At 42.5% G+C, this 14,219-nt stretch carries 15 protein-coding genes, 1 tRNA gene, 1 other RNA gene and 1 other annotated feature; of the genes, 3 read left to right on the top strand and 14 right to left on the bottom strand.

Features of this window, described 5'->3' with window-relative positions; genetic code table 11:
• Positions 1–211 precede the first annotated feature (211 nt).
• The 7 genes from AWH49_RS15610 to tadA form a co-directional block, all read right to left on the bottom strand.
• Entirely contained in the window at positions 212–412 is a 201-nt protein-coding gene (locus AWH49_RS15610; protein WP_018395077.1) for a pro-sigmaK processing inhibitor BofA family protein, read from the bottom strand.
• A gap of 37 nt (positions 413–449) precedes the next feature.
• On the bottom strand, positions 450–668 hold the full coding sequence (locus AWH49_RS15605) for a YaaL family protein (protein WP_034287846.1): 219 nt from the start codon (positions 666–668) through the stop codon (positions 450–452).
• 11 nt (positions 669–679) lie between these two features.
• A complete protein-coding gene (gene recR, locus AWH49_RS15600; RefSeq protein WP_018395075.1) occupies positions 680–1,276 on the bottom strand; it encodes a recombination mediator RecR in 597 nt (198 codons plus the stop codon).
• 17 nt (positions 1,277–1,293) lie between these two features.
• Complete coding sequence (locus AWH49_RS15595; RefSeq protein ID WP_193568208.1) at positions 1,294–1,605, bottom strand: YbaB/EbfC family nucleoid-associated protein; 312 nt, start codon at positions 1,603–1,605, stop codon at positions 1,294–1,296.
• Between the two features lie 24 nt (positions 1,606–1,629).
• Positions 1,630–3,351 (bottom strand): DNA polymerase III subunit gamma/tau, encoded by a 1,722-nt coding sequence (dnaX, locus tag AWH49_RS15590; protein ID WP_063966485.1) that lies wholly within the window; start codon positions 3,349–3,351, stop codon positions 1,630–1,632.
• Positions 3,352–3,467: 116 nt separating this feature from the next.
• Positions 3,468–3,732, bottom strand: an RNA gene (gene ffs / locus AWH49_RS15585) — signal recognition particle sRNA large type.
• Between the two features lie 45 nt (positions 3,733–3,777).
• Positions 3,778–4,257, bottom strand: coding sequence for a tRNA adenosine(34) deaminase TadA (tadA, locus tag AWH49_RS15580; RefSeq protein ID WP_034287838.1), 480 nt, complete (start codon positions 4,255–4,257; stop codon positions 3,778–3,780).
• A 58-nt stretch (positions 4,258–4,315) separates the two neighbouring features.
• On the opposite strand from tadA, the gene AWH49_RS15575 reads away from it, so the two are divergent.
• Positions 4,316–4,873, top strand: coding sequence for a cysteine hydrolase family protein (locus AWH49_RS15575; RefSeq protein WP_063966484.1), 558 nt, complete (start codon positions 4,316–4,318; stop codon positions 4,871–4,873).
• 47 nt (positions 4,874–4,920) lie between these two features.
• Positions 4,921–6,207 carry a glycoside hydrolase family 18 protein gene (locus AWH49_RS15570; RefSeq protein ID WP_063966483.1) on the top strand — a complete coding sequence of 429 codons (1,287 nt, stop codon included), beginning with the start codon at positions 4,921–4,923 and terminating at the stop codon, positions 6,205–6,207.
• 67 nt (positions 6,208–6,274) lie between these two features.
• On the opposite strand, the gene AWH49_RS15565 is transcribed toward AWH49_RS15570, so the two are convergent.
• The 6 genes from AWH49_RS15565 to AWH49_RS15540 form a co-directional block, all read right to left on the bottom strand.
• Positions 6,275–6,367: transfer RNA gene (locus AWH49_RS15565), tRNA-Ser, on the bottom strand.
• A 73-nt stretch (positions 6,368–6,440) separates the two neighbouring features.
• Positions 6,441–6,977 carry an NADPH-dependent FMN reductase gene (gene ssuE / locus AWH49_RS15560; RefSeq protein WP_026221790.1) on the bottom strand — a complete coding sequence of 179 codons (537 nt, stop codon included), beginning with the start codon at positions 6,975–6,977 and terminating at the stop codon, positions 6,441–6,443.
• Between the two features lie 230 nt (positions 6,978–7,207).
• A complete protein-coding gene (gene serS, locus AWH49_RS15555) occupies positions 7,208–8,488 on the bottom strand; it encodes a serine--tRNA ligase (protein WP_018395068.1) in 1,281 nt (426 codons plus the stop codon).
• A gap of 44 nt (positions 8,489–8,532) precedes the next feature.
• Positions 8,533–8,753, bottom strand: a binding site (T-box leader).
• A 32-nt stretch (positions 8,754–8,785) separates the two neighbouring features.
• Positions 8,786–9,379, bottom strand: a complete 594-nt coding sequence (gene pdxT, locus AWH49_RS15550) for a pyridoxal 5'-phosphate synthase glutaminase subunit PdxT (protein ID WP_034287828.1) — start codon at positions 9,377–9,379, stop codon at positions 8,786–8,788.
• A complete protein-coding gene (gene pdxS / locus AWH49_RS15545) occupies positions 9,379–10,260 on the bottom strand; it encodes a pyridoxal 5'-phosphate synthase lyase subunit PdxS (protein ID WP_018395066.1) in 882 nt (293 codons plus the stop codon). The genes pdxT and pdxS overlap by 1 nt, the downstream gene beginning before the upstream one ends.
• A gap of 107 nt (positions 10,261–10,367) precedes the next feature.
• On the bottom strand, positions 10,368–11,708 hold the full coding sequence (locus AWH49_RS15540; protein ID WP_094777187.1) for a serine hydrolase: 1,341 nt from the start codon (positions 11,706–11,708) through the stop codon (positions 10,368–10,370).
• 117 nt (positions 11,709–11,825) lie between these two features.
• On the opposite strand from AWH49_RS15540, the gene AWH49_RS15535 reads away from it, so the two are divergent.
• Positions 11,826–12,389, top strand: a complete 564-nt coding sequence (locus AWH49_RS15535) for a GNAT family N-acetyltransferase (RefSeq protein ID WP_063966482.1) — start codon at positions 11,826–11,828, stop codon at positions 12,387–12,389.
• Positions 12,390–12,434: 45 nt separating this feature from the next.
• Here the strand turns inward: AWH49_RS15535 and guaB are convergent, their stop codons facing one another.
• The gene (gene guaB, locus AWH49_RS15530) at positions 12,435–13,898 is read right to left on the bottom strand and encodes an IMP dehydrogenase (RefSeq protein ID WP_034287819.1); all 1,464 of its coding nucleotides are present in this window, start codon (positions 13,896–13,898) and stop codon (positions 12,435–12,437) included.
• Between the last annotated feature and the right edge of the window lie 321 nt (positions 13,899–14,219).

Raw genomic sequence — 14,219 nt, 5'->3', positions numbered from 1 at the left:
ACGTTGACGTTTTTATTGATTTTGTTCAGTTTTCAATGTTCAATGTTCAATGTTCAATCTACTTTTTTTATAGACATTAACCATTATATCGTTCTTAATTTCAAATGTCAATAAACCTTTATATCTTTTTCAATGTTGTTTTTCGCTTTTCAGCAGCAACGTTTACTAATATAACACTATGTAATGAGCACGTCAACATTTTTTTGCTTTTTTATTTAAAAATATAAATTTGAATAGCTGCCAGCATACAAATGCCCGGCAGCCCCAGAAAACCCGCTATCAACGCTGTCGTGATGTTCATTGGAATATGCAATCCAGCATGGTTAACCAATACATTCATTATATATAGAGAAAAGGCACCTATAATCATTTTTTTACAAACCTGTGCTGCAAACAATAGTATCTGCCTCATTCATTATCACACTCCCTTATTATCTTATGGGAGCTCTTTATTCTTTTATGCGTATATGACGTTTTTTTGCTTCTTTGAAAAGGAAAAAGTATTTCGCCTGTGCTGCTTTCGTCTGTGCCTCCAGCTCATTGTTTTGTTCAAAACTAAGTCGGAGCAGTTCCCGGTGTTGAAACCATTCTTTTTGAGACCGATTGAGCAATTCAATCAATTTCTCATCGTACGTTTCGTTTATCTTTTGTTTTTTCCGAAAAAACATGTTGAATCCTCCTATAGCTCGCGGCGGCCTTCAATCGCTTTAGACAGTGTCACTTCATCTGCATACTCAAGATCACCGCCAACTGGCAGACCATGAGCAATACGAGTTGTGCGGATACCAGATGGTTTTAAGAGACGAGAAATATACATAGCAGTCGCTTCCCCTTCAATATTTGGATTTGTCGCCAGAATGACTTCTTTGATCGTCTCATCCTGTAGACGCTTCAAGAGATCGGGTACATTGATGTCTTCTGGTCCGATCCCTTCCATTGGAGAGATAACACCGTTTAACACATGGTACAGACCATTATATTCTTTCATTTTCTCCATTGCGATGACGTCTTTTGGATCTTGTACAACACAGATTATACTCCGGTCACGCCGCTCATCCTTACAAATTATACACGGATCCTGATCGGTAATATGGCCACAGACAGAGCAATAACCGAGATCACGTTTTGCATTAACGAGCGCTTTAGCAAAATCGAGCACGTCTTCTTCTTTCATATTTAACACAAAAAAAGCCAGGCGAGCCGCAGTTTTCGGCCCAATGCCCGGCAGTTTCATGAAGCTGTCGATCAATTTTGTAATTGGTTCAGGATAGTACATCCCTTATTGCCTCCTTTTTAGAAAGGAAGGTTCATCCCTTTCGTAAACTGTCCCATCCTCTGATTTGTTTCGTTTTCAACTTTTTTCAATGCATCATTGACTGCCGCTAGAATGAGATCTTGCAACATATCAATGTCTTCTGGGTCAACAACTTCTTCTTTGATTTGTACATCAACAATTTCTTTTTGTCCCGAAATGCTAATCTTCACCATTCCACCGCCAGACGAACCTTCAAATTTCTTTTCCGCTAGTTCCTCCTGTGCTTCCTGCATTTGCTTCTGCATTTTCTGCATTTGTTTCATCATATTTTGCATATTTCCGCCACGCATCATGTTCATCATCCTCCATGTAATTTAGTCTTTAATTTCAAGAAACTTTTCACCGACAAGCTTCAACGCTTCCGAAACTAGCGGATCCTCTTCTTCTTCCTGTACATCACTGTTAGGTGAGTCAGCAAGAAGTATATACGCGCCATCTTCTTTTTGTTTTTTCAAAAAAGAACGACGTATTTCAAGCCATGACTCTTCTGGCACGACAAGAGGACGGTACGGTTTGCCTGTCAGCTCATTTAAAATTGTCGAAATGGAATCCATAAACGCTTTATTATCTGAAGCCATTTGACAATGAATCTCATATTTAAATTTTAACACAAATGAGTCGTTTGAAGCAGCGACTGGTTCTGCATCGTTTAAAAGAGCAGCCTGCGAGCGCATTTGGCGCTCATTTAAGTAGCCAATCATATTAACCCAGCGGCTTTTAATATTTTGGATATCCTGCTTTGTCGCCTCCAACAAAACTTTCTCAACTTGTGGCACAGCTACTTTAAATTGAGCACCCGAACGGGCTGGTTTTTTTGCGGTTGGACGTACTGCTTCCGGCTCCATTGTAACTGTCGGACGGCTTTTCAACTCTTGCACTTCCCGCTCAAGCCTGTTTACTTTTTCAAGTAGCCCCTCCATTCCCGGTACAGACGCTATCGATTCGTCCCTTACATTCATTCTGCACATCTTCACAAGCGCCACTTCCAGGTAGATACGGGCATGATTTGTAAATTTCATATCCTGCTGCGTTTTATTTAGTGTGGCAATATATTCATAGATCGCCTGCTCAGAAAATTGACCGGCCATTTCAACAAACTCGGCATCAGCCATCGTCCGTTCAAGTGACTCTTCGAGATCTGGTGCCATTTTATATAGAAGCATATCACGGAAATACAAGATAAAATCTTCTATAAAACGGATAGGGTCTTTACCTTCCATAAGGAGACCATGAAGCGTCTGCACCGTTCCCGCCGCTTGCTGTTCATGGACGAACTTGGCAATAGCGTTCAGCTTTTCTTGGCCAACTGTACCGGTTACAGTGAGCGCGTCTTCTTCCGTCAATTGGTCGCGGCTGTAAGAAACCGCCTGATCAAGAAGACTAAGCGCATCCCTCATTCCACCTTCTGCTGCACGAGAAATAATCGGCAGCGCTGCTTCCTCGAATGCTGTACCGGTTTCATTTAAAATAAGTTTCATTCGTCCTGTAATCGCCTGTGCAGTAATTCGTTTAAAATCGAACCGCTGACAACGAGAAATAATCGTTAATGGAATTTTATGAGGTTCCGTCGTTGCCAAAATAAACATGACGTGCCTAGGGGGTTCTTCAAGTGTTTTTAAAAGGGCATTAAAGGCACCTGTTGAAAGCATATGCACTTCATCAATAATATACACTTTATATCGGACAGAACCCGGAGCATATTTTACTTTATCACGAATATCACGAATTTCATCGACCCCATTGTTTGAAGCCGCATCAATTTCAATTACGTCTTGAATTGATCCGTCAGAAATACCGCGGCAAGATGCACATTCATTGCACGGTTCAGCTGCCGGACCATTTTCACAGTTGACCGCTTTTGCCAAAATTTTAGCCGCACTCGTTTTCCCTGTACCGCGCGGACCAGAAAATAAGTAAGCATGTGAGATTTTATCTTGAAGGAGAGCATTTTGAAGCGTTTTCGTTATGTGCTCCTGCCCAACGACATCTGCAAAATTTTGCGGCCGCCATACACGGTATAATGCCTGATAACTCATTGTCTTCCTCCTTCACATTCCTTGCTCTATTATAAACGAACGTACACACCTTTACTATTAAAAGAAGCAACAAAAAAGACATCCGGCAAGCCGGACATCTTTTTTCATTATGTATACCGTGCACCTTCTGTCGACTGCTAATCATAAGCGTTACTTAAGCAGTTAGCTCAGCCCAGGCTCCCCCACGGCACATGAGAAAGTCCACTTAATGCTGCTTCCTTCCGGACCTGACATGGTTCATGGGTTCTCATTGCGTAGGACCCGGGCGTCAACGCCACTTACAAAAGGCAGACCCTACAATTAAACAGCCTCGAGAAGGAATTCAGTCCCGCTAGAGCGGATTGCGGATACAGGGCACCGCTACCTCCCCACTTAGCACGGTAGAGATAATTATACTACCCAGCGCGGCAAAAAGCAATGATTGTATTATTCTTTCATCTTTTGCTTCTGTTCTTTTTTCCTTTGACGCAAGTTCCGGAAGAAAGTTGTCAGCAGCATCCCGCATTCTCCCGCCAAAACGCCAGATACAACATCACAGCGATGATTAAATCGGCTGTCATCAAGTAAGTTCATCAATGTGCCTGCACATCCCGCTTTCGGATCGACAGCTCCATACACGACTCGGTCAATACGCGATAATAAAATAGCTCCGCTGCACATCGGACACGGCTCCAATGTGGCGTAAAGTGTCGTCTCTTCCAGTCGCCATGATCCCACGGCTTCACATGCTTTTTCAATGGCTAAAAGTTCTGCATGAGTAACAGCGTTTTTCGTCGTTTCCCGTAAATTATGGGCAGACGCGATGACTTCATTGTTTTTTACAATAACCGCTCCAATCGGCACTTCGCCGAGTTGCTCTGCCTTCTTTGCTTCTTCTATTGCTAGTTTCATAAAAAATTCATCCATTTTTCATGATCCTTTCCGTCAAAATTCGGGTAACACTATGGAACAGGGAGGTTTAAACATGAAGAAAAAATTCGCCTTGATTATTGTGGATATGATCAATGATTTTAATTTTCCAAAAGGCAGGCAATTAGCCGAATTCACATACAATATCGTTCCATCTATTTTAACGCTAAAAAAGTATTGTCAGTCGAATAATATACCCGTCGTTTATGCGAATGATCATTATAAGTTATGGAAAGCTGATATAGGTCTTATTATCGATCATACTCAAAATGACTTGAGCGCTCCTATTATACAGCAAATAAAACCGGATCATAGTGATTATTTCCTCATTAAACCGAAACATTCCGCTTTTTATCAGACTGCTTTAAACACACTGCTCCAAGAACTCGATACAAAGGCGGTCATCGTAACCGGTGTGGCCGGAAATATATGTGTTTTTTTCACAGCGAACGATGCGTATATGCGCGAATTTAACGTGTATGTCCCGAAAGATGCGATCGCATCTGAACGTCCTGAATTTAATGAATATGCACTTAAAATGATGGAGAGCGTTTTAGGTGCAGATATTCGATCTGTCCGTAAATTAATCAATGTACTAAAACAGCAGTCATAAGTAACGCATTTTCTTTGTACAAATAGTACAGAGAGGGGGATACGTTTTTGCATATTTATGTGGTCAAAAGCGGCGATACGTTATTTCAAATCGCAAGACGATATGGAACGACTTCACAGACGATCAGCCAGGCAAATGAATTGCCAAACCCCGATCAACTTGTTGTCGGTCAGGCTCTCGTCATTCCAGTGTCCGGAAATTTTTATGTCGTTGTTGCCGGTGATAGTCTTTGGAGTATTTCCCAAAAATACGGAATAAAGGTAGAGGAACTGACACGATTAAATGGTTTGTCACAATCTGCCCCGTTGCAAATTGGAAGAGAGCTGCGTATTCCAATGGCACCGAAAACACGGGCAGAATTCACGGGCTATATTCAACCTTCTGCCTCCGGTTATTCCACAGCGCTTTTAAACAGCGCTCGCACAGCCGCTCCTCATTTAACGTATTTCGCGCCGGTCAGTTTTAACGCAAAACGAGATGGTACATTAGAAGAACCTGCGATTCAGCCGTTGCAGCCGGTCGCCGAACAGAATGGTGTTGTCCTCATGATGGATATCACCAATCAAGAAAACGACCAGTTCAGCGACGAGCTTGGCCACATCTTATTAACTGATGAAAAAGTACAGCAAACTCTTTTGGACAACATAAGCCGTATCGCCCGTCAGTCTAACTTCAGTGACATTCATTTTGACTTTGAATATTTACGCCCAGAAGACCGCGAAGCATACAATCGTTTTCTGCGCCGGGCAACAGAGCGGTTCCATCGGGAAGGTAAAACAGTATCAACAGCGCTCGCGCCGAAAACAAGTGCAGATCAGCCGGGAATGTGGTATGAAGCGCACGATTATAAAGCACACGGAGAAATTGTCGACTTTAGTGTCATTATGACATATGAATGGGGATACAGTGGCGGGCCGCCAATGGCCGTATCACCAATCGGTCCTGTTCGTGACGTGTTAACATTTGCCTCAAGCGTAATGCCCGCGTCAAAAATTGTGATGGGGCAAAATCTATACGGATATGACTGGACTCTTCCATTTCAGCCTGGCAATCCGCCCGCCCGTGCAATCAGCCCGCAGGAAGCGATCCGTCTTGCTGTTCGTTACAATGCGTCCATCCGCTATGATCGTGTAGCTCAAGCACCGTACATTGACTACACAGATGAAAACGGACGTCTTCATAAAGTGTGGTTTGAAGATGCCCGTTCAATTGATGCAAAGTTTTCACTATTAAAAGAATTGAAACTGCGCGGAATGGCCTACTGGAAAATCGGTCTGTCCTTTCCACAAAATTGGCTGCTGTTGTCCGACCGATTTACCGTTATTAAAAAGTAAAAAGAACGTCCATCTGGACTATTCCAGATGGACGTTCGTATCTCTAATTATATACTTGTATTAGTAATGGAGGAGGGAAGGGGATTCGAACCCCTGCGGGATTTGACTCCCCTGTCGGTTTTCAAGACCGATCCCTTCAGCCGGACTTGGGTATCCCTCCGTATCGACAAGATTTAATTTATCATAAAACAAATAAACCCGTCAATACATTTCCTAAATCTTTTTATAGATTTTTAAGAATGTCGTTTCGCCTTTTCCTTAACTGTGTTCAAGACACGGTCAAGTCGTTCATCTGCTTCTGACGAGATCAAGTATTGATTATTCTCTGTATACTCAATTTGTGTATCAAGCACATATGCGCCGCTTAATATATCCGTTGCACCAAGCGCCGACAACACCGGTTTCAATGCATAATCAATGACGAGCAAGTGACCAAATGAGCCGCCTAGAACGAGTGGCAAAACGGTTTTGCCTTCCAGCCCTTTTTGCGGAAGCAAATCGAGATATGTTTTTAAAATACCAGTGTAGGCTGCTTTGTAAACAGGTGTTAGTACTACCACAACTTGTGCAGATTCCACTTTTGCATTCGCTTCAATTATCGCTTCACTTTTGAAATTTGCTTTAATTAAATCATCCGCTGGTAACTCATGTACGTAAATCGTGTCTGATGAAAAGCCTTCCTTTCCGAAAAAATGTTCCACTTTATCAAGAATTCCTTTTAATCTGGATTGGTTACTGTTTCCTCCATAGATAATGACTGCTTTCGTCATAATTCCCACCCTTTCTTCTCCATTAAATTTGATCAAAAAAAGCACACACCATTAAAAGAAACAGTGTGTACTTTCAGTTGTCTGATCAGTAACGTTACAGTATATACTTTTTTTGTAACCGGTATACTCTATACCCGATTATTTCTATAAATATTATCATATATATTCTTTTATCTTTCGTCAACCTTTTTTAAAGATTGGATAGGCAAAACAGGCTATCCGAAGAATAATTATTTTTTTGTAATGCGCTCTTTACCACCCATATATGGACGAAGCACTTCTGGAATGATAACACTGCCATCTTCCTGCTGATAATTTTCAATAATCGCGGCGAACGTACGGCCAATCGCAAGACCAGAGCCATTTAACGTATGCACATGTTCCGGTTTGCCTGTTTTTTCGCGACGGAATCGAATATTCGCACGACGCGCTTGGAACCCTTCAAAGTTTGAACAAGAAGAAATTTCACGGTACGTATTATAGCTTGGAAGCCATACTTCGATATCATATTTTTTCGCTGCTGTAAAACCGAGATCCGCTGAACACATGTTTAGCACACGGTATGGAAGCCCAAGCAATTGAAGTACTTTTTCCGCGTGGCCTGTTAATTTTTCCAGCTCCGCATAAGAATCTTCTGGTTTTACAAAACGTACCATTTCAACTTTATTAAACTGATGCTGGCGAATTAATCCGCGTGTGTCCCGTCCTGCAGATCCTGCTTCAGAGCGGAAATTTGCACTATATGCGGCATAACTAATTGGCAGATCGTCTGCATTTAAAATTTCGTCGCGGTGATAGTTCGTCACCGGCACTTCTGCTGTCGGAATTAAGAAATAATCTTCCGTTTCAACTCGGAACGCATCTTCTTCAAATTTCGGCAGCTGTCCTGTACCTGTCATGCTTGCCCGATTGACCATGTAAGGAGGCATCATTTCTGTGTAACCATGCTCTTCTGTATGCAAGTCAAGCATAAAACTAATCAATGCGCGTTCAAGCTTTGAACCTGCCCCTTTGTAAAATGTGAAGCGGCTTCCTGTCACTTTGCCCGCGCGTTCAAAATCTAAAATATCAAGATCTGTCGCGACATCCCAGTGCGGTTTCGCTTCAAAATTAAACTCACGGATATCTCCATGGCGGCGTACTTCGACATTATCATCTTCTGATTCACCAGCTGGTACACTTTCGTGCGGAATATTCGGCATGTTGAGAAGAAGGCTCTCAAGCTTTTCTTCCGTTTCTCGAAGCTCTGTATCAAATGCTTTAATTTTTTCGCCAACTTCACGCATTTCGACGATCAATGAATCCGCATCCTGTTTTTCTCTTTTTAAGCGGGCGACTTCCTGTGATACACTGTTTCGCTTGCTTTTTAATTCTTCCGTCTGTCCGAGCAGATCCCGTCGTCTTTGATCCAGCGCTTCAAAGTCTTCAAACGCACTCATATCTTCGCCTCTAAATTTTAATCGTTCCTTCACTTCTACAAAATTCGAACGCAAATACTTCATATCCAGCATATACAATTCCTCCTTTTAAAAATAAAAAAACTCCCGCCCCTAATAAAAGGGACGGAAGTTTATATTCCGCGTTACCACCCAGATTGAAAGCACACTGCTTTCCTCTCAACTTCGTTTTAACGGCCTGCGCCGGAAAATGCCTACTCTTATTAAGTTCAGCACTCCGCTCCAGAATGGATTCACATGTTTTTCACACCGGTTTGCACCATCCACCGGCTCTCTTTTAGAAAAAAAGCATGCTACTCGTTTCCTTCATCGCGTTTCACTATTCAATTCATGTCTAATTTACACTATTTTTCACGAATTCGCAAGTGACGCTTTTGACGCTTTTGCCATGTCAATAAAGTAACGGGCAATCCGATGATCTTCTGTCAGTTCAGGATGAAATGAACAACCGAGATAATGGCGATCTCGCGCTGCGACGATTCGGCCATCGCACTCCGCCAATACTTCTGTCCCAACACCTACTGATACGATATGAGGGGCACGAATGAAAACTGCATTGTAATCATCCGCTATATCTTTAATAAACAACTCTGCTTCAAAGCTTTCTTTTTGACGACCGAACGAATTGCGTTCTACCGTAATATTCATTAACCCTAAATGTGGCTGATCGTAGCCTACGATGTCGCTTGCAAGCAAAATAAGTCCCGCACATGTACCAAACATCGGCCGGCCAGATTCTCCAAACGAGCGTAGTGGCTCCATAAATCCGTACCGGTCAATCAAGCGGCGCATTGTCGTGCTTTCACCGCCTGGCAAAATCAATCCATCCAGCTCATCAAGCTGTTCCGGCCATTTGACCACAACCGCTTCCGCTCCGTTTTCTTCAATAGAGCGAACGTGTTCACGAACAGCACCCTGCAGTCCTAAAACACCAATTTTCATCATTACCAGCCGCGCTCCTGCATGCGTTGTTCTGGCGCGATTTTAGATATTTCGATTCCTTTCATCGGCTCACCAAGTTCTTTCGATAGTTCTGCAATTAATTTGTAATCCTGGTAATGAGTTGTCGCTTCCACAATCGCACGCGCAAATTTTGCTGGGTTGTCTGATTTGAAAATACCAGAGCCAACAAACACGCCGTCTGCACCAAGCTCCATCATCAACGCCGCATCAGCCGGTGTTGCAATTCCGCCTGCCGCGAAGTTTACGACTGGAAGCTTGCCTTCTTTTTTAATTTGCAAAAGCACTTCAAATGGTGCACCGAGTAATTTCGCTTCTGTCATAATTTCATCATCGTTCATATGAACAAGCTTGCGTACTTGCGCATTCACTTTGCGCATATGACGAACTGCTTCAACAATATTTCCTGTACCAGGCTCACCCTTCGTCCGAAGCATTGAAGCACCTTCACCAATACGGCGTGCTGCTTCACCAAGATCGCGGCATCCACAAACGAATGGTACTGTGTATTCACTTTTCAACAAATGATATTCTTCATCCGCTGGAGTTAATACTTCACTTTCGTCTAAGTAATCAACACCCATCGCCTCAAGTACACGTGCTTCGACAATATGACCGATACGTGCTTTCGCCATAACTGGAATGGTCACAGCGTTCATCACTTCTTCTACAATGCGCGGATCTGCCATGCGGGCAACGCCGCCTGCTGCACGAATATCAGAAGGTACGCGCTCAAGTGCCATAACGGCTACTGCGCCTGCTTCTTCCGCAATTTTCGCCTGTTCTGCATTGACAACGTCCATAATAACGCCGCCTTTTTGCATTTCAGCCATTCCCCGTTTAACGCGATCTGTTCCAGTGTTCATTGATAATTCCTCCTAGTGTTAACGAAAAAATATGATTTTTTATAAATTTCATAAATCATACTAAACACGAAAAATCACCTTCTGTCAATAGCAGAAGGTGATTTTTATTAAAACCAACCAGTTACTTTATCAACGATCCAGTTCCATCCACTGGCAATCCCGCCGCCAATCGCACGCATTGAAAGAGTAAACCAGTTAGCCTTTTCTACTTTTTCAACTGTCTCTAATTGTGCCTGACCGGCTGCTTTTAAAAATGAAACTGCTTTTCCTTGATCATCTTTCACTACAACAGAACCAACCACTTTTCCCTTTTTAACAGGTGCTGTCAGCTTTCCATTTTCATCTAAATCCGAACTATTTAGCACTACATTTACTTTATATTTCGTTTTTGAACCTTTTTGCGCCCAAACTGCAATATCTGACTTCGTTTGAATCGTTACTTCTTTCTCTTTTCCTTTTTGAACGGGCAATGTTTCATTACCTTTTACTTGATTTCCAGCTGCTACAATCTCTTTTCGTTCAAACTGACCAAATCCGTAATCAAGTAATTTCTTCATTTCCACGAAGCGGGCATTGTACGTTCCTTCCCCATTAGCACTTGTCGCATCCATGACAACCGCGATCAGCTTTTGGCCATTTCGCTCAGCTGTACCTGTAAAACAGTAGCCGGCAAAATCAGTCGTGCCTGTTTTCAAACCTGTCATGCCCTCATACTCAAAAACAAGTGATGGGAGCATCCAGTTCCAATTTTCCATCGCAATCTCGTCGTCCGTGCCTTCACGGAATTTCTTTTTTGGTATGCCTGCTGTTTCTAGCACTTCCGGATAATCTTTCATTAAACGATAGGCAAGTGTTGCGACATCGCGGCCAGACATCATATTTTCATCCGTTTCTCCGCCTGTTGAATGATGACCTTTTAAATCTTTATTGTTCAAGCCAGTCGCATTCACAAATTTATATTGTTCTAAACCGAGTTCTTTCGCTTTTTCATTCATCTTTTTGACAAACTCTGCTTCAGATCCGGCAATTTTTTCAGCGATTGCAATTGTTGCGGCATTCGCAGAATAAATCGTCATTGCCTCATACAATTCTTGCATGTTATATGTTTCATCTGCACGCAGCGGCACATTTGAAAGACTGCGATCTTGCGAAACGGTATATACATAATCAGATACTTGATATGTATCGTCAAAGCCGATTTTTCCTTCTTTTACTGCTTCAAGGAGCAAATACTCGGTCATCATTTTCGACATACTTGCTACACCAAGAAGCTTATTTCCATTCTTTTCGTATAAAATCTGGCCGGTGTCCGCATCAATTAAAATGGCCGCTGAAGCGTTCACATCAAAAGCCGCATTTACTTTCATTCCACTTGGCGTTAACAAACTAATTAACAACATTGCGCTCAAAAAAGCAGCGCCAATCCGATACCCATTTCTCTTTTTCACACCAAAAACCCCTCCATCTGTTATGTCACACTTTCGTTATTGTACCATACATTTTCAATGGAAAAACAGACGCGAAACGACCTAGATGTCTTATAATAAAGCGTGGAGGTGTACAAGATGAAAACATTTGTAAGAAAAGCTGTACCAGGAGACGCTTCTTTCTCTGTACCGCTCATTTTAGAGGCAATCGGAGACATTGCATACCGACTGACCGGAGAGACAAATAAGCAGGCGGCTGAGACCGCGTTAATGAAACTATTTATACGCAGTGACAACCGCCATTCATATCGTTACACATATATCGCAGAACAAAGTGGAACTCCAGCGGGTATTCTCGTCCTATATTTTGGAACAGATGCGATTGAGTTGGATTTAAACTTATCTAGCTGGTTGAACGAAAAGAAAGGGATCAGAATTACTCTCGATAGGGAAGCTCATCTAGATGAATGGTATATCGATACAGTCTGCGTTCATCCTGATTTTCGAGGTTCTGGCATTGGCACGGCACTTCTTACATACGCAGAGTATATAGCGGCAGAGCATGGGGGTAGCAAACTTTCGCTGAATGTCGAAACGAAAAAGGAAGCCGCAATCCGCCTATATGAACGGAATGGCTTCTCTATTACGCAGCCATGGACTATTATCGGTGAGTCTTTTCATCACATGGTAAAATACCTATGACTATGAACAAAAAGACACCTGTCCGCTCGGGACAGGTGTCTTATCTTATACTGAATAGTTTGGTGCTTCTTTCGTAATTTGAACGTCATGTGGATGGCTTTCACGAAGACCGGCACCCGTCATGCGGATAAACTGGCCGTCTTCACGAAGTGCATCAATGTCTTTCGTTCCGCAGTAACCCATACCTGAACGAAGTCCACCTGTTAATTGATACAATGTATCTGAAAGCGGACCTTTGTAAGGGATACGGCCTTCAATACCTTCTGGGACGAATTTTTTCGCATCTTCCTGGAAATAACGATCTTTGGATCCTTTTTCCATCGCACTCACAGAACCCATACCACGATATACTTTAAAACGACGTCCCTGGAAGATTTCTGTTGCGCCTGGGCTTTCCGTCGTACCAGCAAGAAGACTTCCAAGCATAACAGCAGTTCCGCCTGCCGCGATTGCTTTAACGATGTCGCCGGAATACTTAATTCCTCCATCTGCAATGATGGCTTTTCCATATTTACGTGCTTCTGTTGCACAATCATATATCGCGGTAATTTGCGGTACACCGACCCCTGCTACCACACGTGTCGTACAAATGGAACCAGGACCAATTCCCACTTTCACAACGTCTACGCCTGCTTCAAACAGTGCACGCGTTGCTTCTCCAGTCGCTACATTACCAGCAATAATGTTCAATTCAGGGTAGGCGGAACGAATTCCTTTTACCGTTTCAATAACGCCTGTCGAATGACCATGCGCTGTATCCACCACAATGACGTCTACCTGTGACTTTACAAGCTGTTCAACACGTTTCATCGTATCGCCTGTTACACCAACAGCAGCACCCACAAGAAGGCGCCCCTGAGCGTCTTTAGCTGAATTAGGAAACTCGATAACTTTTTCAATGTCTTTAATCGTAATCAGGCCTTTTAATACACCCTGTTCGTTTATAAGTGGGAGCTTTTCAATTTTGTACTTTTGAAGAATTTGTTCTGCTTCTTGAAGTGTTGTACCAACAGGAGCCGTAACAAGATTTTCTTTTGTCATAACGTCTGTAATCAAAATTGAATAATCTTGAATAAAACGCAGGTCACGATTTGTTAAAATTCCAACAAGCTTTTGCTCTTCCTGACTATTCACAATTGGCACACCTGAAATACGGTATTTGCCCATTAAATGTTCAGCATCAAACACTTGATGTTCCGGTGTCAGAAAGAATGGATCACTAATAACGCCGCTTTCAGAACGCTTTACTTTATCTACCTGTTCCGCCTGCTGCTCAATACTCATGTTTTTGTGAATAATTCCAAGACCGCCTTGACGTGCCATTGAAATTGCCATGTCCCCTTCTGTTACTGTGTCCATACCAGCACTAATCATCGGGATATTCAATTTCAAACTTGGCGTAAGTTCCACCTTCAACGATACATCTTTAGGAAGCACCTCTGATTTAGCTGGTACAAGCAATACATCATCAAACGTTAACCCTTCTTTTTTAAACTTATCTTCCCACATATTTAAGCCTCCCTGACCGAAAAATATTATTAGTAGGTTATCAATTGAACGGGTATACTGTCAAGGTTCAAGCTATATGTTAGATTTTTCGGAATGTTCATACTTAAATCCGAACATTAAAAGTAAACGCTTTATCACTGCATTCATGAAACAAATTCCTTCTATAACAAATATCCCACAATAGCTTTTCACGATATTTTCTGTCCCCATTATAATGCCCTAAAGAAAAAATGCCAACAAAAAAGACAACTTAAATCATTAAGTTGTCTTAACGTGCCAGGCGGCGTCCTGCTCTCACAGGGGGAAACCCCCAACTACCAT

This window comes from Domibacillus aminovorans (assembly GCF_001643235.1).
In the GTDB taxonomy this organism is placed as follows: domain Bacteria; phylum Bacillota; class Bacilli; order Bacillales; family Domibacillaceae; genus Domibacillus; species Domibacillus aminovorans.
Note: the sequence above shows the minus strand (reverse complement) of the source record. Positions and strands in the feature narration are given on the sequence as shown.